A 21,035-nucleotide genomic window follows, 5' to 3' on the forward strand; every position below is an offset into this window, starting at 1 on the left:
GGGGCCCGTGTCATCCGGCCCGTGTCGTCTGGCCCGGGGCGCGGTTCGGCGGCTGGGCTCAGCCGATCGTGAGGGCCGTGACGACCCAGCGACCGTCGAGCCCCTCGAGCCGCAGCGCGAGGGCGCGCACGCGTCCGTGCGACAGCACGACGGCGCACGCCTCGACGACACCGTCGCGGGGCTCGCACACCCGGACGCGGCGCACGATGGCGGGCCGCTGCGGGCCGGGCGTCCGACGGCGCCCGGCCACCATGGCCTGGCGTGCGAGGACGGAGTAGGTCGTCGGGCTCGTGTGGCGGATGAGCTGTGGCGCCGGACGCTGGCCGGACACGACCTCCACGATCGCCTGGGACAGCTTGGCCACGAAGGCGCCGGGGTCGGGCAGCTGGCTCGTGCGGGTCGGTCGCCGGCCGAAGTCGTCCTCGCCGGCCCCGAGGAAGTCGAGCGCGAGGGCGTCCTGGGCGTACGGCTGCTCGTCGCCCCAGGCCTCGTCGGCGGAGATGACGGCCGGGGCGGTCTGGGGCAGTGCGCGCACGGTGAAACCACCGGGCAGGGGGCGGGTCGTGGTGGGCACGGGTCACTCCTTCGGGACCGGGTGTGTGGTCGTCGCGTCACCGGCCGCGCCGGAGGCGGGGGGCGCGAGCTGCAGCCCGGGCACGATGCGGTCGGGGTCCTCACCGATGACCGCGCGGTTGGTGGCGTACCAGCGGGGCCAGGCACGGGCCACGTCGGCGTCCGACGCGTCGGGGCCCAGGTGTCGCCGGGCGATGGTCCAGAGGCTGTCGCCGCGGCGGACCGTGACGAGGCCGTGCGCGACCGTCGAGGGCCGGGGGCTGGGAGCCAGGAGCCGGTTCTGCTCGTCGTCGGCCACCCGCAGGGGCTCGCTCGGCCGGAAGCCGGGTGAGGGGGCGGGTGAGGGGGCGGGTGAGGAGGCGGGTGACGGGGCGGGAGCGCCGTGGTCCGCGCTGGGTCGGTAGCCCGGCCCGACGGGTGCCGCCAGCGACCGGTGTTCGGGCCGGTCCCGGCCGACTGCGTCACCCGGCATCGACGGCAGGAACCCGGGTCCGGGGACGGCCGGCGCCGCGTCCGGCCCTCCGCCCCCGCGGGAAGCGCCCCGGGTACCCGCTGCGCCGAGCCCTCCTGGCTCGCCGCCGCGGGCGGGAGCCGCGACCGGTGCGCTGCCGGCCGAGGAAAGCGAGGCGGGTGGCAGGGCGAGCGAGCCGACGGAGGCTCCGAGCAGCACGGTGAGCACCTTGCGAACCGCGAGCGGGGTGACGCGCTCGGCCACCCCTGCGGCGAGCCGCCCCGCAGCGCCGGGGAGCAGGGCCAGGAGCGCCAACCCGGACCCGACAGCGAGCCACAGGGCCAGGGCGGCACCCAGCCAGGCCAGCCCGACGAGCACGAGCTGGTCCGGCCGGGCTGAGTCGGCCGTGCGCGGCCCGGAGGCAGCCACCTCGACGAGGAGGCGGGCGGCCCCCGAGGCGACCCCGACTCCGACCGCAGCCCACGCCGCGGCGCGGACCCGGCCGCCCTGCTCCTGCACACGACCTGGCGGAGGTCGGAGAGGTGCACTCCGTGACCTGGACCCGCTCGTTCCCCGGTTCATGGGCTCATTCAATGCAGTTTGCCTGCGTTTGGCAACAGTTGAGCCTCGATGCCTGTGGATGACTCGGGTCGCGCCATCGGGCTGCAGGCGCCACAGTGGTGCCATGCGTTGGGAACGGCTCTTCGACGACCTCGAGGCGCAGGTCGATGCCGACGAGGCCCGTGGCCTCGTCACCGAGGTGGCCGACCGGGTGCGGCGCGAGCGCGCCCAGCTGGACCTCCACACCCGGCTCCTGGCGCAGCTGGGCGCGAGTGCGGTCTCCCTGCGTCTTCCCGGCCGGGTGCTCGCGGGGGTTGTCCGCGACGTCGGCCCGGACTGGGTGCTCCTCGAGCCCGCGGCCGACCGCCAGGTGCTCGTGGCCCTCCCCGCGGTGCGGTCGCTGGCGGGGCTGGGCCGCGGGGCGCGTACACCCTCGGTCGTCACCCGGCGGTTCGGCCTGGGCGCGGCTCTGCGGGTCCTCAGCCGTGACCGCGCGCCCGTCGAGCTGGCGGACCTCGACGGCCGTCAGTCCACGGGCACCATCGACATGGTGGGGTCGGACCACCTCGAGCTGGCCGTCCACGCCCCCGACGAGCCGCGCCGACGCGACAACGTCAGCGGGTCGGTCGTCGTCCCGTTCGCCGCACTGGCCACCGTGCGCCGGCTCGCCTGACCCGGCGCCGCGGCAGGAGGGACGTGGCCGGCGCTCACACGTCGTCCACGGTTCCGCCGAACGGGTGCGCCTTGACGAAGGAGCGGGTCTCGGCGTACATCCGCTCGATGTAGGCCTCGAGCTCGCTGACCTCCACCCGCCACTGGCCGCGGCCGCCGATCTTGATGGCCGGTAGCTCACCCGAGCGCACGAGCGCATAGGCCTGGGCCGAGGAGATGTTGAGGATCTCGGAGACCTCGGCGAGCTGCAGGAACCGCTGGGCCACGTCCGCTCCTTGTCGTGTCGGCGATCGGCAGGACCGCGTCGTGCTGTGGTGGCGTCGGTCACCCCGGCGCTGTGCCCTGGCGGGACGTCGTGGTGGTCCGGGCGCCTCACGGCGTCCGTACCCGTCCAGGGCGGCGCGTACCCGACCCTCCCGCATCCCCTGCAGCGGTCGGACGTCGGGTACGGCTGCGTCCGACCGCCACATGGTAGGCCCCGTGGCTGCGGTGAGCCGTCGCCATCCACAGGTGTCGACGTCGGTGGGCGATGGCGTGCGCGCTGGTGCAGGATGTGCGCTGTGCCGGTTCGCCCGGTTCATCACGGTTCGTCCTTCGCATCGTCACACAGGGGGTCCCATGTCCGAGCTGGCGCGGCCGGTTGCCAGACGCCTCGAGCGACCGGGCTGGCGTGACAGTCGGCTCGTCGTCGGTGTCCTGCTCGTCGTGCTCGCGGCGACGCTCGGGGCCAAGGCGGTCGCGAGTGCCGACGACCGGGTGCCGGTATGGGTCGCCGGCAGCGATCTCGTCGCGGGTGACCGCGTCGAGGCCTCGTCGTTCGTGCGGGCCGACGTCCAGCTGGGCGAGGGCCTGTCGACCTACCTCACCGCGGACGCCCCGGCGCCGGTCGGGTCGTACCTGTTGCGCGACGTCCGCGCGGGCGAGCTCGTGCCGGCCTCGGCCGTGGGCAGCGGGGACCAGGTCGACGTGCAGCGCGTCACCGTCAGGGCCGATGCCGCGTCCGCCCAGGGGCTGGCTCGCGGCACGCGCGTCGACGTGTTCGTCACGCCGCGCGCCGCCACGACGTCCGATGCGGCCGCCGCCCGCACGACGCGGCTCATCCAGGCCGCCGCAGTGTCGGCGGTCCTGACCAGCCAGAGCGGTTTCGGCTCCGACGCGACCACCTCGGTCCAGCTGCTCGTGCCGAGCGAGAAGGTCACGCCGCTGGTCGAGGCCGTCGACGGGGACGCCCGGCTCACCCTCGTCCCGGTCGTCGGGGCCGTCTCGGGTCCCGGGGCATGACCGAGGTCCTGACCGGCCTGAGCCCCCGGTGGGAGTCGCCGGTCGCCGAGGCCCTCGAGGCGCTGCCGGGGGTGACGATCGCCCGACGGTGCGCGGACGTTGCCGAGCTGCTGTCGGTCGCCGAGGCCGGCCTCGGTTCGGTGGCCGTCGTCTCGTGGGACCTGCGCGGGCTCGACCTCGAGGTCGTGGACCGACTGCGCCGCAGCGGTTTCGTCGTCGTCGGGCTCGTCCCCGGGGCGGACGAGGACGCCGAGCGGCGCCTGCGGCAGCTGTCCATCCACCGGGTGGTTCCCGTCGACGCCGAGCCCGAGCGTCTCGCCGAGGCACTCGCGGACCGGGTCCCCGACGACGCCGACGCCCTCGAGGCCGCGTTCGGTCACGCCGCTCCCGGCGCTGCCGTGGGGGAGGAGGCCCACGTCGCCGGTGGCGACCCCGGGCCCGCCGACGTGCTCCCTCCCTCGCCCGCGGACGAGCCGGTCGGGTGGACCCCTCGAGGCGCGTCCGCTCCGGCCGCTACCGGCGACCTGAACCAGGACTCCCGCGACGCGGGCGCCCCCGATGTCCTCACCGGGCGGCCGAGCCGGGCACCGGTCCTGGCGGTGTGGGGGCCGAACGGGGCTCCCGGCCGAACGACGGTGGCCACGACCCTGGCCGCCGAGCTCGCCTCCCGTGGGGTGTCCGTGCTGCTCGTCGACGCCGACACCTACGGTGGGTGCGTCGCGCAGGCGCTCGGCGTGCTGGACGAGGCCCCTGGTGTGGCGGCCGCGTGCCGTGCTGCCGACCAGGGCCTGCTCGACCTGCCCGCGCTGGCCCGCATCGCACCGGAGGTCGTCCGGGGCCTGCGCGTGATGACCGGCCTGCCGAAGGCCGAACGCTGGCCCGAGGTGCGCGCCGGCGCGCTCGAGCGCGTTCTCGACCTCGCCCGCTCGCTCGTCGACGCCGTGGTCGTCGACTGCGGCTTCTGCCTCGAGGACGACGAGGAGCTGAGCTACGACACCTCGGCCCCGCGACGCAACGAGGCCACCCTGACGGCGCTCGCCGTCTCCGACCTCGTGGTCGCCGTGGGCGGCGGCGACCCGGTCGGCCTGCAGCGCTTCGTCCGGGGGCTCCAGGCGCTCGGTACCGTCCCCTCCGGGGACCCCGTACCGGTCGTCAACCGGGTGCGGGCCTCGGCCGTCGGGTCGCGGCCGCAGGGCCGCATCGCCGACTCGCTCGCGCGGTTCGCCGGGCTCGGCGGGGTCCGGTTCGTGCCCGATGACCCCGAGGCCGTCGACGGTGCGATGCTCGCCGGACGTTCCGTCGTCGAGCACGCCCCCGACTCGGCGCTGCGCCGCGCGGTGGCCGACCTCGCATCGCACGTGGCTCCGTGGACGGTGCCCCAGCAGGGGTCGCTCGGTCGGCGGCGACGCGTCGGGTGGCGTCGACAGGCCGTCAGGGCGTGAAGAGGATCGTCAGCCCACCGAGGGTGTAGACGATCATCACAACCATCAGTGGCACCTGGCCGATGACGGCGGCCCGACGCGGGAGCACGGTGATGGCGCGCTCGTGCGCTGCCAGGACGCCCAGCAGGTGGCCGACGACGATGCTCACGGCCTGGATCGTGGCCACGAGCGTCGGCTGGATCAAGGCGTCGTTCGGCACGAGGTGGGCCGTGCCGAGGAGGTCGGCGCCGGTGCCGAGGGGGTCGGTGAGCAGGACCCACGCGTACTGCCCCTGGTAGACGAGCAGCGACCAGTAGTGCGCGACGACGTAGCCAGCGGCGATGGGCACGAGCGACGGGGCGATGTCGCTGACGAACTCCCTCGAGCGGCCGACGGGCTCGCCGGCGAGGCGTACCGAGACGACGGAGGCCAGCCAGATCGTCACCGCGACGAGCAGGAAGAAGCCGACGAGCGTGCCGGTCTTGAGCAGGACCGAGGGCAACGGCGAGCTCTGCACGAACGTCGACCAGGACAGGTTCGCCGAGAACCCGTCGTAGGCCGTGCTGCCGAGCATGACGGCGACCGTCGCGACGAGCCCGCGGGTGCCGCGCAGCGTGTTGATGCCGTGCAGCGGCGTCCGCAGGACCCAGCGGCGGTCGGGCCGACGTCCGAGCGGGGACAGCAGGCCGAGGAGGCGCGACCAGGCCTCGAAGGGGTCGGCCTCGTCGAACCAGGCCGGGCCGAAGACCACCGAGCCGAGGACGGTCACTGCGACGTACGCGCCGATGACGAGCCGCAGGACGAGCAGGTCGGTGTTGTCGGTCGCGACGAGCTCGAGCCACGTGAACGCGGCAAGCCCGAGGGCCGCCGGCCAGAGTCCGGCCCGGTAGCGGGCGACGGCGGTGTCCGGCGGCACCTTCGCGAGCGCGAGCAGCCGGCGGTGCACGAGACGCAGCGGGTTGACGACACGCCACACCGGCCCGAGAAGCATCGAGCCGAAGGCAAGACCCACCCAGAACCAGACGTACACGACGTGCGGCACCGGGTTGCGGGCCGAGTCGGGCCCACCGACGAGCGCCACGAGCGTCCACACCGTTACGGCCCCGACGGCGAGCCGAGCCAGGACGCGCAGCCATCGCGAGTCGAGGACCCGACCCACGGCCAGGGGCAGCGGCAGGCCCTGGTCCCGGCGGAGCCGGGGCTCGCGCCAGAGCACGCCGATGGCGACGAACGAGATGAGCAGGGCCGACACGGCGGCCACGACGAGGGCGGTGAAGGGCAGGGGCAGGTCCCCGCGGCTCCCGACGCCGTGCGCCGGGGCGAGCGCCGGCGCCAGCACGGGGGCGAGCCCCGGCGCACGGCCGTCGGGTGCGGCGGTCACGACGCGTCCGACCCGCTCAGCGGACCGCGACGGTGAGCAGCGTCAGGGCGGGCTCGTGCGTCTCGACCTCGTAGAGGCCGGGGTCCTTGGCCGTGAGCCGGAGCTTCGCCGGGGTGCCCGCCCGCAGCTGCACCTCCTGGTCGAACCCGTGGGCGTGCAGCTCGTCGTCGTGGTCGCTCGTGACGACGAGCTCGAGCGTCGAGCCGACCGGCACGTCGACCTGCGCCGGCGCCGGGGTGACGGTGCTGCCGGTGATCGTCACCGCGAGCCGCCTGACCGTGCCGGTGGCGCCGACGCCGGCGGCCGACGTGCCCGCGCCGGCGCCGGTGGTGCTGCACGCGGCGGTGCCCGCGAGCGCGAGGACGCAGACGACGGGTGACAGGGCCCGGATCACACGCATGGCCACGATCCTAGATGTGGGGGTCTGGCAGAGTGTGACCATGTCCGACCGGCTGACCTCGCTCGACGCGTCGTTCCTCTACCTGGAGGAGTCGACGACCGCGATGCACGTCGGGTCGGTCATGGTCTTCGAGCCACCGCGCGAGGGCTTCGACTACGACCGGCTCGTCGGCATCATCGGCAGCCGCATCGGGGCCATCCCACGGTTCCGGCAGAAGGTCCGCGACGTGCCGGGACGCATCGCCAACCCGGTCTGGGTCGACGACGAGTCGTTCGACATGAGCTACCACGTGCGCCGCGCCGGGCTGCCCCGCCCCGGCACGGACCGCCAGCTGCAGGACTTCGTCGCCCGGGTCCAGCCGCGGCGCCTGGACCGCACCCATCCCCTCTGGGAGGTGTACCTCGTCGAGGGCCTCTCGGGCGGCCGGTTCGCGATCGTCACCAAGACCCACCAGGCCCTCATCGACGGCGTCAACGCGCTCGACATCGCGCACGTCCTCGTCGACGCGGTCAAGGGCGGGGAGCTCGACGAGGAGCTCGTCCCCTGGGACCCGCAGCGGTCGCCGTCCTCTGTCGAGCTCGTCACCGAGGCGCTCGTCGACGCGGTCCGGCGCCCGACGCAGGTCGTCGACCTGGTCCGCGGCGGCGTCAACGACGCCCTCAACGTCGCGGTCCGAGCCGCGGAGTCGGCGGGCCACCTGCTGTCCACGGTCGCCCGCACGGCGGCCCGGCCGGCGCCGGACTCCCCGCTCAACGCCGAGATCGGCTCGGCCCGGCGGTGGGTCATGATCGCCACCGACCTCGAGGACTACCGGCGGGTGCGCGCGTGCCTCGCGCGGGGCGCCTACGCCGAGGACGTCACGATCAACGACGTCGTGCTCGCGACGATCGCGGGCGGGTTCCGAACGTGGTTGCTGGGCCGCGGCGAGCCGGTGTCGGCGGCCACGACGGTGCGCGCCATGGTGCCGGTGAGCATCTACGGCGACGACCCGTCGGGCATGTACGCCAACCAGGTCATGGCCTGCGTGGTCAACCTGCCCGTCGGCGAGCCCGGGGCCTCGATGCGGCTGCACCAGATCGCCTTCGCGATGCGCCAGCAGATGGAGGGTGGCCAGGCCGTGGGCGCGACGTCGCTGGCCAACCTCGCGGGCTTCGCGCCGCCGACCCTGCACGCCCTCGGCGCCCGCGTCGGCTCGGCGATGTCGCGGCGTCTCTACAACGTCATGATCACCAACGTGCCCGGGCCGCAGACGCCGCTCTACGCGGGGGACGCGAAGATGCTCTCGACCTATCCGGTGACGCCGCTCGCCAAGGGGCAGGCCCTGTCGATCGGCATCACCTCCTACGACGGCGGCGTGTACTACGGCCTCAACGCCGACCGCGGCGCGATGCCCGACGTCGACGTGCTCGGCCAGTCCATCCTCGAGTCCCTCGAGGAGCTGCGCAGCGGGAGGGAGTCCTGATGCCCGTCGTCCGCGTCTACGTGCCGCTCGGGCGCGACGGGCTCGAGGAGCTTCGCGTCGTCCGGACGGCTGTCCGCAGGTCCGGGGACGCCACGCCTCGCCTTCGCCGTGACGCCCGCGCTCGAGGCGTCGGCGCCGGGCCATGACCTCGAGGACCTCGAGTACGCCGCGTTCAGCGATGCCGTCGACGCGGCCGGCGGCCTGCGGGTCGCGCGCGCGGACCGCCGGGTCGTGGCCTCCGCCGACGCCGATGCCGATGCCGTCGTGCACCGGGCGGTCCCGAGCGGCGGAGCGCCGGTGTCGCGGGTCGTCGTCACCGCACCGCTGCCCCTGTCGCGCGTCGCGTCCTTCCACGTCGACGACGAGGTGTCGGCAGCAGGACCGGACGACGAAGCCGACGAGCTGCTCTGGTACGACGTCACCGAGCTCGACGACGTGCGCGGCTTCTTCGCCTGAGCCGCAAGGGGTCCCGGTGGACGAGCAGGTCGCGCTCTACGACGAGGCCGGACGCGTCGTCGGCAGCGCGCCCCGGTCGGTGATGCGGTCGCGCAACCTGCGCCACGCGGCGTCCTCGATCGTCGTGCGGGACCCGGCCGGTCGCGTGTACCTCCACCGGCGCACCACGACGAAGGACGTGTACCCCGGCCTGCTCGACTTCGCGGCCGGTGGGGTGGTGCTGGCGGGGGAGGAGCCCGGCGACGGGGCGCTCCGCGAGCTGGAGGAGGAGCTCGGCGTGCACGGCGTGCCGCTCGTGCCGCTCGGGGTCGCCGACTACGCCGACGCCGCGACCCGCTACCGCGCCTTCCGTTACACGGCGACGTGGGACGGGCCGGTGCGCTGGCAGGTGGAGGAGGTGTCGTGGGGCGCATGGGTCGACCTCCCCGAGCTGGTCCGGATCGTCGACGAGGAGCCGGAGTCCGTGGTGCCGGACAGCGTCGCCGTGTGGCGCCCGATCCTGCGGGACTGGCTCGACCCGCGTCGCGAGGGCGTCTGACCGTCTGAGCGATCCACGGCTCTTGCCTAGGCCGAACGGTCGTGCTTTTATGGCCCCATGGGCAAGGGTGACGCGACGAAGCAGGCAGTCCTCGACGAGGCGGCCGAGCTCGCGTCCCGCGTCGGGCTCGGGGGCCTGACGATCGGCACACTGGCCGCCGCCACCAAGCTGAGCAAGAGCGGGCTGTACGCCCACTTCGCCTCCAAGGAGGCCCTGCAGGTCGAGGTGCTCCGGCACGCCCGTGAGCGGTTCACCGACGTCGTGCTGCGCCCTGCCCTGGCATCGCCGCGCGGCGAGCCGCGTCTTCGCACCTTCTTCGACGCCTGGCTCGAGTGGCAGTCGAACGGGTACGGCGGCGGCTGCATCTTCGTCGACGCCGCAAGCGAGTTCGACGACCAGGAGGGGCCCGTGCGCGACGAGCTCGTGCGTGCCGAGCGCGACAAGCAGGAGTCGGTCGCGCTCATCGTCGGCACGGCCGTGGCCGAGGGGCACTTCCGCGCCGACGTCGAGCCCGAGCAGTTCGCCTACGAGCTCGAGGGCATCGTCCTGGCGCACCACCAGGCCAGCCGGCTCCTCCGCGACGCCGGGGCTCGGGCCCGCGCCGGCCGGGCCTTCGAGCGTCTCCTCGACGCGTGCCGGCCGGTCGCCCGGTTGGCCTGACCGCGTTCCCACCGCCCACCGCAGGGCCAATCTCCCGGAAGGACCGTCATGGCCTACCCAGCATCGCAGAAAAGCACGATCGTTCGGACGCCTTCGTCGATGGCTTTGCGAGCCCTCGGCCGGTTGGCTCCGCCCCTTGCGGCGCGCCTGCTCGAAGGCGTGTGGTTCCGCGTCCCCCGCGTCGCGCGCAGCGGCCTCGTCGCCGCGCCGCCGCCCGACGACGCGGCGCCCACGGTGCGCGAGCTGCTCGGTGCGCCCTTCGAGGTGCCGGTGCAGGGGCGGGTCGTCCGGGGGTGGTCGTGGGGGCAGGGCCCGGTGGTCTACCTCGTCCACGGCTGGGGCGGGACCCTCGAGCACCTCCTGCCGTTCGTCGGGCCGTTGACCGACGCCGGTCTGCAGGCGGTGGCCTTCGACGGGCTCGGTCACGGGCACTCGGACCGGGGGCGTCACGCAGACGGGACGAGCGACGCCGTGGAGCTGGGTCGGTCCCTCGATGCGGTGGCTGCCCGCTTCGGCCCGGCGCGAGCGGTCGTCGCGCACTCGATGGGTGCCTTGGCCGCGCTCCTCGCCCTGCGCGACGGGTGGGTCGGTGCCGAGCGGCTCGTCCTCGTCGCACCGGTGCCCGGGGTTCCGCACCTCGTCGAGCGGCTCCGCGTCGACCTCGGACTCGGCGCGCGGACGGTGCGCCGTCTCGAGGCGAGGGCCCGACGACGCACGGGCCACGCCGTCTCCGAGCTCGACCTCGTCCGGCTCGGGGGCGACCTCGAGCGCGCGGCCGACCCCCGCCTCGGACCCGCGGCAGGCCCCGGTCGCCCGGACCTTCTCGTCGTCCACGACCTCGGCGACCGCGAGGTGCCGCACGAGGCGTCGGCCGCACTCGTCCGGTCCTGGCCGGGCGCGCGGCTGCTCAGCACGGTGGGCCTCGGACACCGCAGGATCCTCGCCGACCGCGCGGTGGCCGGCGCCGTGGCCCGGTTCGCCGACCGCCTGCCCGTCGAGCCGACGCTGCACGGACTCGACGCCCCGGCACCGTGGCCGTTCGCCCACGACGGACCGGACGCGGCGGCGTGGTCGCCCGCGGCGGGCAGCGACGTCGCGTGAGCGTCCCACCTGCTGGGCGAGGGGGGTCGCGGCGGGCGGAGGGGTTGTTACGTTGCGGTAATGGACTTCACCGCTGACGAGTACGCACGCCGGGACGCCGACCGGCTCCGGGAGATCCTCGCCGGCCCGCCGGTCACCTGGGTGTTCCTCGGTGACAGCATCACGCAGGGCGTCGTGCACACCCACGGCCGGCGCAGCTACGTCGAGCACTTCGCGGAGCGCGTCCGTGGCGAGCTCGGCCGCCGCGGTGACGCCGTCGTCAACTCGGGGGTCTCGGGGACGACGGCCGAGGACCTGCTCCCTGAGTTCCATTGGCGCGCAGGTCGGTTCAGCCCCGACGTCGTCCTCGTCATGTTCGGGACGAACGACATCGTCGCGGGGGCCGACGGCATCCGCGCCTACCGCTACCGCATCGACCAGATCGTGCAGCGCTCGCGCGACATCGGGGCCACCGTGGTGCTCCAGACGCCGCCCCCGGTGCTCGCCGACGGTCCGCGCACGCCCGAGCTCATCGCCCTCTACGCCGACGCCGTGCGCGAGGTCGGCGAGGCGCTCGGTGTCCTCGTCGTCGACCATGCGGCCTCGTGGCGTCAGGCGGCCGACGCCGCGGGCGCCGAGGTCGCACCCGAGGGATGGCTGGACGACTCCTTCCACCCGAGCGCCCGCGGCCACCACGAGATGGTCCTGACCCTGCTCCGCACGCTCGGCATCGCCGCCGACACGAGCGCCGTCTGCTCGCTCACCGTCGAGGACGCCGTCGGCGCCGGCGCCTGACCTCCTCCTCCGCAGCAGTCAGGGGCCGGTCAGGGTCCGATCAGGGCCGTCCCCGGCAGCGCAGGGAGCCCGGTCGGGGCCACGATGGAGCCATGACACACCCGATTCCCAACCCGTCCGGGCAGGCCCTGACCCCGACGAGCGACGAGCGCACGTGGGCGATCCTGGGACACCTGGCCGCCATCGTCGCAGCCGTCGTGTCCGTGGGCTGGCTCAGCTTCGTCGGCCCACTCCTGATCTGGGTCGCCTACAAGGACCGCAGCGCCTTCGTGCGACAGGCCGCCGCCGGCTCCTTCAACTTCAACCTCGCCGTGTGGGCCGCCATCATCGTCGGCTGGCTCATGTTCTTCACGGTCATCCTCATCCCCATCGCGGTCATCGTGTGGATCGTGGCCGTGGCCGCCGCGCTGTGGTTCCACGTCCGGGCCGCGATGGCGGCCAACCGCGGCCAGGCGTTCCGGTACCCGTGGGGCATCCCGGTCCTGCACTGACGACGCTGCCGGGCACGCCCGACGTCATGGAACGATGGGGTGGTCCCGCCCACGAGGCGGGCCACCCCATCGCCCGTGTCGGGCAGAAGACCGCGCCAACCCGCAGGAGATTGTGATGGACGCCGTGACCCACGTGCCCGCACCGGCCAACGAGCCGGTGCTCGACTACGCGCCGGGCTCGCCCGAGCGAAAGGCGCTCGAGGTCGCCCTGGCCGAGCTGGGCTCCAGCCAGCGCGACCTGCCGCACACCATCGGCGGTGAGCGGGTCACCGGCACGGGCCCCGAGATCGCGGTGCGTCAGCCGCACGCCCACGCCAAGGTGCTCGGCACCCTGCGCGACGCCACGGTGCAGGAGGGCCAGGCTGCCGTCGACGCGGCCAAGGCCGCCGCCCCGATGTGGCGCGCGCTGTCCTTCGACGACCGCGCCGCCATCCTGCTCAAGGCCGCCGAGCTGCTGGCCGGCCCGTGGCGCGCGCGCCTCAATGCCGCGACGATGCTCGGCCAGAGCAAGACCGCCTACCAGGCCGAGATCGACGCGGCCTGCGAGCTCATCGACTTCTGGCGCATCAACGTCCACTTCGCGCGCCAGATCCTCGAGCAGCAGCCGCCGCTGCACGCCAAGGGCATCTGGAACCGGTCGGACTACCGCTCGCTCGAGGGCTTCGTCTACGCCATCACCCCCTTCAACTTCACGGCGATCGCCGGCAACCTGCCGACCGCCCCGGCCCTCATGGGCAACACCGTCGTGTGGAAGCCGAGCCCGACCCAGCAGCTGGCCGCCACGCTGACGATGGAGCTGCTGGAGGAGGCCGGCCTGCCGCCCGGCGTCATCAACATGGTGACCGGCACCGGCGTCGAGGTCAGCAGGGCGGCCCTGGCCGACGAGGACCTCGCCGGCATCCACTTCACCGGCTCGACCCCGACCTTCAAGCGCCTGTGGCACGAGGTCGGCACGAACCTCGACCGGTACCGCACCTACCCGCGCCTCGTCGGTGAGACCGGCGGCAAGGACTTCATCCTCGCCCACCCGAGCGCCGACCCGGACGTGCTGCGCACTGCGATGATCCGCGGCGCGTTCGAGTTCCAGGGCCAGAAGTGCTCCGCCGCCTCGCGGGCGTACGTGCCCGCCTCGGTGTGGGACCGCATCAGGTCCGACCTCGTCGACATCACCAACGGTCTGCCCCAGGGCGACGTCACCGACCTGTCCAACTTCATGGGCGCCGTCATCGACGAGCGGGCGTTCGCCAAGCACCGGGACGCCATCGACCGGGCGCACGCCACGGACGGCATCGAGGTCATCGCCGGCGGCACGTACGACGACTCGGTGGGCTGGTTCGTGCGCCCCACGGTCCTCGAGGTCGGGGACGCGTCCGACGAGTCGTTCCGCACCGAGTACTTCGGGCCGATCCTGTCGGTCCACGTCTTCCCCGACGCGCGGTACGACGCCGTTCTCGACCAGATGGAGCGCTTCGCGCCGTACGGCCTCACCGGCTCGATCATCGCCCAGGACCGGCGCGCCATCGCCGATGCGACCCAGCGCCTGCGCTTCGCGGCCGGCAACTTCTACATCAACGACAAGCCGACGGGTGCGGTGGTCGGCCAGCAGCCCTTCGGCGGGGGACGCGCGTCCGGCACCAACGACAAGGCGGGTGCGGCGCAGAACCTGCTGCGCTGGACCAGCGTCCGCTCGATCAAGGAGACCTTCGTCCCGCCGACCGACCACGCCTACCCGCACATGGGCTGAGCGCGCGCCGGTGCGAGAGGCCGGCCCACGCGGCCGGCCTCTCCGCGTGCAGGGGCGCGGGGTCAGCCGCGCTCGGCGAGCCAGGCCCGGCCCGTGCGCTGTTCGCTGCGGATGGCGTTGACGACGGCCGGCTCGGCGGCCTTCTCGATCCTGCGACCGAGCAGCGGGATCGAGGCCTTGAGGTCGCCCTCGATGCTGATCGTCGTGCCGGCGACGGTGGGGGACAGGCGCACGTCGGAGCGCATCGCGACCGGCGCGCCGGCGACCTCGACGGTCAGGGTCCCCTTGCGGCTGGCATCGGGCGCGGCGCCGGACCACTCGTAGGTCTCGGTGATCGACAGCGTGCCGCCGACGACGGACTTGGCGAAGTCGGGCAGCCCGTCGGTCGGCAGGTCACGCCGGGTCACGACGCGGGCGCCGTCGCCGGTCGGGCTCACGGCGGCCTCATGGCGCAGGGCCCCGGCCTCGACGCACTTGCGCTCCTGGAAGTGCGGGTCGGTGACCATGGCGAACACGGCGTCCGGAGCGGCGACGTACGAGATCGTCTCGGAGATCTTCATGGGCGACACGCTATGCCACGTGCTCGGCACCCCTCGTCCCATCACCGTCGCCGACCCTGCAGACCGCGCGCTCGCGCCCGTCACGCGCCGGCGCGGCACCTGTCCGAGAGCCGGGCGAGCGCGGCGGTCGATCGCTCCAGCTCGCGGCGCAGGTGCGCGAGCTCGCGCGCACGGGCCGCCGTGATGCGGTTGAGCAGCTCCTGGAGCCGCTCGCGCTCGCGCAGCCGCGTCTGCGGCTCGACGCGGCTCGGACCGGGTGCCTCGACGACGATCTGGCCCTCGACGACGAGTCCTGCACGCTGCAGGTCCGGTTCGAGGGCGCGCAGCCGCGCCGCGCTCTCGGCGGTCGCGGCGGTCAGCGCCTGCAGCAGCCCACCCACGCCGTCGAGCTCGGTGGCCGTCCGGGTCAGCAGGTCGCGCTCTGCGGCCGTGACGTCGGGTCCGCCGCGGCGCACCTGGCGGCCGGCCGGAGCGTCGAGCTCGTGCACGTGGCCGACGAGGCGGTCGGCGGCCGTGCGCAGGACCCCACCGAGGGCCGAGATCGACGCCGCGTCGCCGTCCGTGCCCGTCACCGCGTCCCCCCTCCGGCCCCGCGGACCGCGGCCGCGCCCGACGTCCCTGGTTCGCCGGACGCTCCGTCCGCGCGGGGCGCGTCCGTCGCCGCCGTAGCCTCCGTCACGCCGGCGGCACCGAGGTCGAGGAGCCGTTCCTCGAGGGCCTCCGACAGGGCGCGGAGCGTGTCGGCGCCCTGCTCGACCCACGCGTCGAGGAGCCGTTGCGTCGCGAGGTCGCCGACGTCGGGCAGGTGCGTCAGGAGCGCGTCGGACCACGTGCGGGCGCCGGCCCGGGCATCGGCGAGGGCCCGGAGCGTCGCGCGGTCGGCGTCGCGCGCCGCCCGCTGCCCGGTGCCGTCGGTCATGGCCCCACTCTAGGCAGTCGCGGCGCCGCGGCCCGGCAGTTCTCCACCGCCCGCCTCCACCGCCCATCTCCACCGCCCATCTCCACCGCCCCGCGACGAGCCGAGGGGGTGGTGTGGCCGCAACCGGGAACGGGGATAGGCTCGCAGGGTGAGAGGCCGGCACGACGGCGTGCCGTGCCCGAGGCCCACGGTGAGGAATCCGAAGAGCGCATGTCCGCGTCACTCGAACAGACTCGAATCGACGTCCTGAAGGCTGCGGCGACCGCCGTCGCACCGGCCCCGAAGAGGGGTCGGGCCACCCGAGACCACACGAGCGAGCTGGAGGAGTTCCTCCTCGCGTACTACCGGCTCGTCGCCACCGAGGACCTCCTCGCGCGACCGACCCGCGAGCTCGCCACCATCGCCGAGGCGCACCGGACGTTCGCCACCGAGCGGCCGGTCGGCACCTTCAACGTCCGCGCCTTCAACCCCACGCCCGAGGACGAGGGCTGGTCCACCACCCACACCGTCGTGCAGATCGTCGTCGACGACATGCCCTTCCTCGTCGACTCCGTCGTGGCCGCCCTCGGTGGCTTCGACCGTGGGGTCCACCTCATCGTCCACCCGCAGATGACGGTGTCGCGCACCATCACCGGTGAGCTGCAGACCATCGTCACCGACGGCAGCACGACGGTGCCGAGCGGCGGCGTCGGCCTCGTCCGCGAGTCGTGGATGCACCTCGAGATCGACCGGCTGCCCGACGACGCGCTGCCCGACCTCGAGAACCGGTTGCGGCACGTCCTCGAGAACGTCCGCGACTCCGTCGAGGACTGGCCGAAGATGCGGGCGCACGCCCTGACGATCGCGAGCGAGCTGCGCTCCGCCACGCCCCCCGGCACCGACCCGCACCAGGCCCGCGAGGCCGCCCGGTTCCTCGAGTGGCTGGCGCACAACAACTTCACCTTCCTCGGCTACCGCGAGTACTCGCTGACCCACGAGGACGGCAAGGACATCTCGCGGCAGGTGCCGGGCACCGGGCTGGGCCTGCTGCGCTACGACCGCCCGCGTGCCGCCAGCGGCCTCGTGCTGACGCCGGCCGCGAGCCGCGCCGCGCGCGACTCGTCGATCCTCATCATCACCAAGGCCAACTCGCGCGCCACCGTCCACCGCGACGTCTACCTCGACTACATCTCGATCAAGAGGTTCAACGCCCACGGCGAGTGCGTCGGCGAGCAGCGCTTCCTCGGGCTCTACGCGTCGGCCGCCTACAACGACACCATCCACGACATCCCGCTCGTCGACGTGCGCGCGCAGGAGGTCCTGCGGATCACCGGCCTGTCGGCCGACAGCCACTCGGGCAAGGACATCCTCCAGATCCTCGAGACCTACCCGAGGGACGAGCTGTTCCAGACGAGCGCGGCGCAGCTGGCCGACATCGCCACGAGCGTGCTGCACCTGCAGGAGCGTCGCAAGACCAAGCTGTTCCTGCGGCGGGACCAGTTCGGCCGCTTCGTCTCGTGCCTCGTCTACCTGCCGCGCGACCGCTACAACACGACGGTCCGCCTGCGCATCGAGGCCCTGCTCCTCGAGGCCTTCGGGGGCGAGAACATCGACAACACGACGCGCGTCAGCGAGTCGGTCCTCGCCCGCCTGCACTTCGTCGTGCGGATGCCGGCCGGCGTCGACATCCCCGACATCGACGAGGCCGCGCTCGAGCAGAAGGTCATCGACGCCACCCGGACGTGGGACGAGGACCTCGCCGACGCGCTCGCGAACGCCCGGGGCACCGACGGCGCCGCGCGCGCCATGGCGGCGTACGCCAAGGCGCTGCCGGAGGCGTACAAGGAGGACTTCGACGTCGCGACCGCGGTCGAGGACCTCGACCGCATCGAGGGGCTCGGCGAGGGCGACCTCACCACGGCGCTGCACCTCTACGAGGACCCGTCCAGCGACTCCGCCCAGGAGCGACGCTTCAAGCTCTACCGGCGAGCCGAGCTGTCGCTGACGCAGGTGCTGCCCCTGTTCACCCACCTCGGTGTCGACGTCGGCGACGAGCGCCCGTACGAGCTGCGCGGTCCCGACGGGCGCACCCTGCGCATCTACGACTTCGGGCTGCGCGCCGACGCCGACGCGTGGGGCGGGTCCGGGTCGGCCGCCGACGACGTGCGTCGCCGGTTCGAGGACGCCTTCCGTGCCGTCTGGGACGGTCGCGCCGAGTCCGACGGCTTCAACGCACTCGTCCTCGGGGCGGGGCTGACGTGGCGCCAGGTCGTCATCCTGCGCACCGTCGCCAAGTACCTGCGCCAGACCGGGTCGACGTTCTCGCAGGACTACGTCGAGTCGGCGCTCGGGACGCACACGGGCCTGGCCCGCAGCCTCGTAGAGCTCTTCGAGGCCCGGTTCGATCCCGACGCCTTCCCCGACACCGAGGCCGGCCGCGACAAGCGTGCCGCACGGCAGAAGACGATCGTCACCCGGATCAAGGACGCCCTCGACGACGTCGCGAGCCTCGACCACGACCGCATCGTCCGGGCGCTGCTCGGTGTCATCCAGGCGAGCCTGCGCACGAACTTCTACCAGCCCGACGAGCACGGCCACGACAAGTCGTACGTCTCCCTCAAGCTCAACCCCAGGAAGATCCCCGACCTCCCGGCACCACGGCCGATGTTCGAGGTGTGGGTCTACAGCCCCCGCGTCGAGGGCGTGCACCTGCGCTTCGGCAAGGTCGCCCGGGGCGGCCTGCGGTGGTCGGACCGCAGGGAGGACTTCCGGACCGAGATCCTCGGCCTCGTCAAGGCCCAGATGGTCAAGAACGCCGTCATCGTGCCGACCGGCTCCAAGGGCGGGTTCTACGCCAAGCAGCTGCCCGACCCGGCGCTCGACCGCGCCGCCTGGCTGGACGAGGGCATCGCGTCCTACAAGCTGTTCATCAGCGGCCTGCTCGACCTCACGGACAACCTCGTGTCGGGCCAGGCCGTGCCGCCGCGCCGCGTCGTGCGCCACGACGAGGACGACACCTACCTCGTCGTCGCGGCCGACAAGGGCACGGCGAAGTTCTCCGACATCGCCAACGGCATCTCCGCCGACTACGGCTTCTGGCTCGACGACGCGTTCGCCTCCGGCGGCTCGGCGGGCTACGACCACAAGGGCATGGGGATCACCGCCCGTGGGGCCTGGGAGTCGGTCAAGCGGCACTTCCGCGAGCTCGGTCTCGACACGCAGAGCGAGGGGTTCACCGTCGTCGGCGTCGGCGACATGAGCGGTGACGTCTTCGGCAACGGCATGCTCCTGTCGGAGCACATCCGGCTCGTGGCCGCCTTCGACCACCGGCACATCTTCGTCGACCCCGACCCGGACGCCGCCACGTCGTACGCCGAGCGGCGCCGGATGTTCGACCTGCCGGGCTCCTCCTGGGCCGACTACGACGCGTCGCTCATCAGCGCGGGCGGCGGCGTGTTCCCGCGCTCGGCCAAGTCGATCCCGGTGACGCCGCAGATGGTCCAGGCCCTCGGCCTGCGCTCCGGAACCCGGAGCATGACGCCCGCGGAGCTGATGAAGGCGATCCTGCTCGCACCGGTCGACCTGCTGTGGAACGGCGGCATCGGCACCTACGTCAAGGCCTCGGCCGAGACGAACGCCGAGATCGGCGACCGCGCCAACGACGCTATCCGCGTCAACGGCAGCGCCCTCCGGTGCAAGGTGGTCGGCGAGGGCGGCAACCTCGGCCTGAGCCAGCTCGGCCGCATCGAGGCCGCGCTGTCCGGTGTCCGGGTCAACACCGACGCCATCGACAACAGCGCGGGCGTCGACACCTCCGACCACGAGGTCAACATCAAGATCCTGCTCACCGAGCTGACCCGCACCGGCGAGCTGACGACGAAGCGGCGCAACACCCTCCTCGCCTCGATGACCGACGAGGTGGCCGAGCAGGTGCTGCGCGACAACTACGAGCAGAACGTCCTGCTCGGCAACGCCCGCGCCCAGCAGCACGCGATGCTCGGGGTCCACGAGCGGCTCATCCAGTTCCTCGAGGAGCACGGCGACCTCGACCGCGCGCTCGAGTTCCTGCCGAGCGACTCGGAGATCGCGCGCCGGCAGAAGGACGGCCTGGGCCTGTCCTCGCCCGAGTTCTCGGTGCTCGTCGCGTACGCGAAGCTGTACCTGAAGAACCAGCTCATCGCGACCACGCTGCCCGACGACCCGTGGCTGGCGACGACGCTGACGGACTACTTCCCGAAACCCTTGCGCCGCAAGTACGCCGAACAGATCGCAGCCCACCCGCTGCGGCGCGAGATCATCACCAACGCGGTCGCCAACTCGATGGTCAACCGCGGTGGCATCACGTTCGCCTACCGTGCCAGCGAGGAGACCGGCGCCTCACCGGAGCAGGTCGCCCGCGCGTACGTCGTGTGCCGCGAGGTCTTCGACCTGGCCGGGTTCGTGCGCCGGGTCGAGGGCACCGACAACCAGGTGACGACGGCCGCGCAGACGGCGCTCTACCTCGAGTTCCGTCGGCTCCTCGACCGGGCGGTGCGCTGGTTCCTCACCTCTCGCCCGGCCGAGCTCGACATCGCCGGCGAGGTGGCCCGGTTCCGTCCGGGCGTCGAGGCGTACGCCGGCCGGATGTCCGAGCTGCTCCAGGGCAGCGAGCGCGCCCGCCTCGTGCGTCGCGCCGGCGACCTGCAGGGCAAGGGCGTGCCCGAGGAGCTCGCGCTGTCGGCGGCGTCCCTGCTCGACGCGTACTCGCTGCTCGACTGCATCGAGCTGGCCGAGGACACCGGCGAGCCCCTCCAGAACGTCGTCGGCGTCTACTTCCGCGCCTCCGAGACCTTCAGCATCGACGCGATGCTGACGCGGGTCTCGGCGCTGCCGCGCGAGGACCGCTGGGACGCGCTCGCCCGCGGCGCCATGCGCGACGACCTCTACGCCGTGCTGGAGAGCCTGACCCGCTCGATCCTCGAGGTCAGCGACCGCTCCGCCGAGCCGGCGGCGCGCCTCGAGGCGTGGTCCGAGCTCAACGCCGACGCCCTCGGGCGGGCCCGGCAGGCGCTCGGCGGCATCGAGCGGATGAGCCACGCGGGCATCGCCGCACTCTCGGTCGCGCTGCGCACGCTGCGTACGGTGACCCGTCCGGCCTCCTCCGCCCCGCCGCGGCCGGCCCGGCACGACGAGAGCCCGGCCCTCGAGCCGGCGGCGCCGACGCAGCAGGCGTCGGCCACGAAGCGGGCCGCGCGCAAGGCGAGCACCGTCAAGAGCGCGGCCGCGAAGAGTGCCGCCGGCAAGAGTGCCGCCGGCAAGAGTGCCGCGAGGAAGGCGGCCGGGACGAAGGCGCCTGCCAGCAAGGCGGCCGCGAAGGGCGGGACCGCCCGGAAGGTCGCGAAGAAGGCGGCCAAGGAGAAGGCGGCCAGGGAGACGGCGGGCGCGGGCCAGGGCACCACGGCTGCCGCCCGGGCGGCAGCCGCGACCAACGGCGTCGCCCCGAGCACGCTCACCGCCAAGAAGAAGGCTGCGGCCGCCCGGACCACGGCTGCACGCAGGAAGGCGACCGCCCGGGCAGCCGCGGCGGACGCGCACGGCTGATCCCGACCCGGGCCCGGTGGCCGCGTCGCGG

The 21,035-nt window shown here is 73.7% G+C and carries 20 protein-coding genes; 12 read left to right on the forward strand and 8 right to left on the reverse strand.

Annotation, left to right across the window (positions count from 1 at the left end; translation table 11 throughout):
• Positions 1–58: 58 nt before the first annotated feature.
• The gene (locus AC1VM9_RS13655) at positions 59–574 is read right to left on the reverse strand and encodes an Rv3235 family protein (protein WP_481343410.1); all 516 of its coding nucleotides are present in this window, start codon (positions 572–574) and stop codon (positions 59–61) included.
• A 3-nt stretch (positions 575–577) separates the two neighbouring features.
• Entirely contained in the window at positions 578–1,543 is a 966-nt protein-coding gene (locus AC1VM9_RS13660; RefSeq protein ID WP_483123015.1) for a LysM peptidoglycan-binding domain-containing protein, read from the reverse strand.
• A 166-nt stretch (positions 1,544–1,709) separates the two neighbouring features.
• Here AC1VM9_RS13660 and AC1VM9_RS13665 point away from each other — a divergent pair, with 166 nt between their 5' ends.
• Positions 1,710–2,258, forward strand: coding sequence for a hypothetical protein (locus tag AC1VM9_RS13665; protein ID WP_481346345.1), 549 nt, complete (start codon positions 1,710–1,712; stop codon positions 2,256–2,258).
• Positions 2,259–2,292: 34 nt separating this feature from the next.
• Here AC1VM9_RS13665 and AC1VM9_RS13670 read toward each other — a convergent pair whose 3' ends face one another.
• Complete coding sequence (locus AC1VM9_RS13670; protein WP_481343414.1) at positions 2,293–2,523, reverse strand: helix-turn-helix domain-containing protein; 231 nt, start codon at positions 2,521–2,523, stop codon at positions 2,293–2,295.
• Positions 2,524–2,875: 352 nt separating this feature from the next.
• Between AC1VM9_RS13670 and AC1VM9_RS13675 the strand changes: the two genes are divergently transcribed.
• Both AC1VM9_RS13675 and AC1VM9_RS13680 read left to right on the forward strand, forming a co-directional pair.
• A complete protein-coding gene (locus AC1VM9_RS13675) occupies positions 2,876–3,538 on the forward strand; it encodes a CpaB family protein (RefSeq protein ID WP_481343415.1) in 663 nt (220 codons plus the stop codon).
• Positions 3,535–4,980, forward strand: a complete 1,446-nt coding sequence (locus AC1VM9_RS13680; RefSeq protein ID WP_483123018.1) for a CpaE/TadZ family protein — start codon at positions 3,535–3,537, stop codon at positions 4,978–4,980. Before AC1VM9_RS13675 ends, AC1VM9_RS13680 begins: the two co-directional genes overlap by 4 nt.
• Here the strand turns inward: AC1VM9_RS13680 and AC1VM9_RS13685 are convergent.
• The gene (locus AC1VM9_RS13685; RefSeq protein WP_483123020.1) at positions 4,970–6,340 is read right to left on the reverse strand and encodes a hypothetical protein; all 1,371 of its coding nucleotides are present in this window, start codon (positions 6,338–6,340) and stop codon (positions 4,970–4,972) included. The two genes, AC1VM9_RS13680 and AC1VM9_RS13685, sit on opposite strands and share 11 nt — an antisense overlap.
• A 16-nt stretch (positions 6,341–6,356) precedes the next feature.
• Positions 6,357–6,740, reverse strand: a complete 384-nt coding sequence (locus AC1VM9_RS13690; protein WP_483123022.1) for a hypothetical protein — start codon at positions 6,738–6,740, stop codon at positions 6,357–6,359.
• Positions 6,741–6,780: 40 nt separating this feature from the next.
• On the opposite strand from AC1VM9_RS13690, the gene AC1VM9_RS13695 reads away from it, so the two are divergent.
• The 8 genes from AC1VM9_RS13695 to pruA all read left to right on the forward strand — a co-directional run bounded on the left by AC1VM9_RS13695 (position 6,781) and on the right by pruA (position 13,966).
• The gene (locus AC1VM9_RS13695; RefSeq protein WP_481343419.1) at positions 6,781–8,202 is read left to right on the forward strand and encodes a WS/DGAT/MGAT family O-acyltransferase; all 1,422 of its coding nucleotides are present in this window, start codon (positions 6,781–6,783) and stop codon (positions 8,200–8,202) included.
• A gap of 69 nt (positions 8,203–8,271) precedes the next feature.
• Complete coding sequence (locus tag AC1VM9_RS13700) at positions 8,272–8,658, forward strand: DUF6912 family protein (RefSeq protein WP_483124021.1); 387 nt, start codon at positions 8,272–8,274, stop codon at positions 8,656–8,658.
• A gap of 16 nt (positions 8,659–8,674) precedes the next feature.
• Positions 8,675–9,196, forward strand: a complete 522-nt coding sequence (locus tag AC1VM9_RS13705; RefSeq protein ID WP_483123024.1) for an NUDIX domain-containing protein — start codon at positions 8,675–8,677, stop codon at positions 9,194–9,196.
• 57 nt (positions 9,197–9,253) lie between these two features.
• On the forward strand, positions 9,254–9,856 hold the full coding sequence (locus tag AC1VM9_RS13710) for a TetR/AcrR family transcriptional regulator (RefSeq protein WP_483123025.1): 603 nt from the start codon (positions 9,254–9,256) through the stop codon (positions 9,854–9,856).
• A gap of 99 nt (positions 9,857–9,955) precedes the next feature.
• Positions 9,956–10,957 carry an alpha/beta fold hydrolase gene (locus AC1VM9_RS13715; protein WP_483123026.1) on the forward strand — a complete coding sequence of 334 codons (1,002 nt, stop codon included), beginning with the start codon at positions 9,956–9,958 and terminating at the stop codon, positions 10,955–10,957.
• Between the two features lie 60 nt (positions 10,958–11,017).
• Positions 11,018–11,731, forward strand: coding sequence for an SGNH/GDSL hydrolase family protein (locus tag AC1VM9_RS13720; RefSeq protein WP_483123027.1), 714 nt, complete (start codon positions 11,018–11,020; stop codon positions 11,729–11,731).
• 92 nt (positions 11,732–11,823) lie between these two features.
• Positions 11,824–12,222, forward strand: a complete 399-nt coding sequence (locus AC1VM9_RS13725; RefSeq protein WP_481343355.1) for a DUF4870 domain-containing protein — start codon at positions 11,824–11,826, stop codon at positions 12,220–12,222.
• Between the two features lie 115 nt (positions 12,223–12,337).
• Positions 12,338–13,966, forward strand: coding sequence for an L-glutamate gamma-semialdehyde dehydrogenase (gene pruA / locus AC1VM9_RS13730; protein ID WP_483123028.1), 1,629 nt, complete (start codon positions 12,338–12,340; stop codon positions 13,964–13,966).
• Positions 13,967–14,028: 62 nt separating this feature from the next.
• Here pruA and AC1VM9_RS13735 read toward each other — a convergent pair whose 3' ends face one another.
• The 3 genes from AC1VM9_RS13735 to AC1VM9_RS13745 all read right to left on the reverse strand — a co-directional run bounded on the left by AC1VM9_RS13735 (position 14,029) and on the right by AC1VM9_RS13745 (position 15,445).
• Positions 14,029–14,526: a DUF2505 domain-containing protein gene (locus AC1VM9_RS13735; RefSeq protein ID WP_483123029.1), complete on the reverse strand. Its 498-nt coding sequence runs from the start codon at positions 14,524–14,526 to the stop codon at positions 14,029–14,031.
• A gap of 80 nt (positions 14,527–14,606) precedes the next feature.
• Complete coding sequence (locus AC1VM9_RS13740; protein ID WP_481343358.1) at positions 14,607–15,098, reverse strand: hypothetical protein; 492 nt, start codon at positions 15,096–15,098, stop codon at positions 14,607–14,609.
• Positions 15,095–15,445 (reverse strand): hypothetical protein, encoded by a 351-nt coding sequence (locus AC1VM9_RS13745; protein WP_483123030.1) that lies wholly within the window; start codon positions 15,443–15,445, stop codon positions 15,095–15,097. Before AC1VM9_RS13745 ends, AC1VM9_RS13740 begins: the two co-directional genes overlap by 4 nt.
• Positions 15,446–15,655: 210 nt before the next feature.
• On the opposite strand from AC1VM9_RS13745, the gene AC1VM9_RS13750 reads away from it, so the two are divergent.
• Positions 15,656–21,004 (forward strand): NAD-glutamate dehydrogenase, encoded by a 5,349-nt coding sequence (locus AC1VM9_RS13750; RefSeq protein WP_483123031.1) that lies wholly within the window; start codon positions 15,656–15,658, stop codon positions 21,002–21,004.
• Positions 21,005–21,035: the final 31 nt, after the last annotated feature.

This window comes from Monashia sp. HAY1-11D (genome assembly GCF_056868035.1).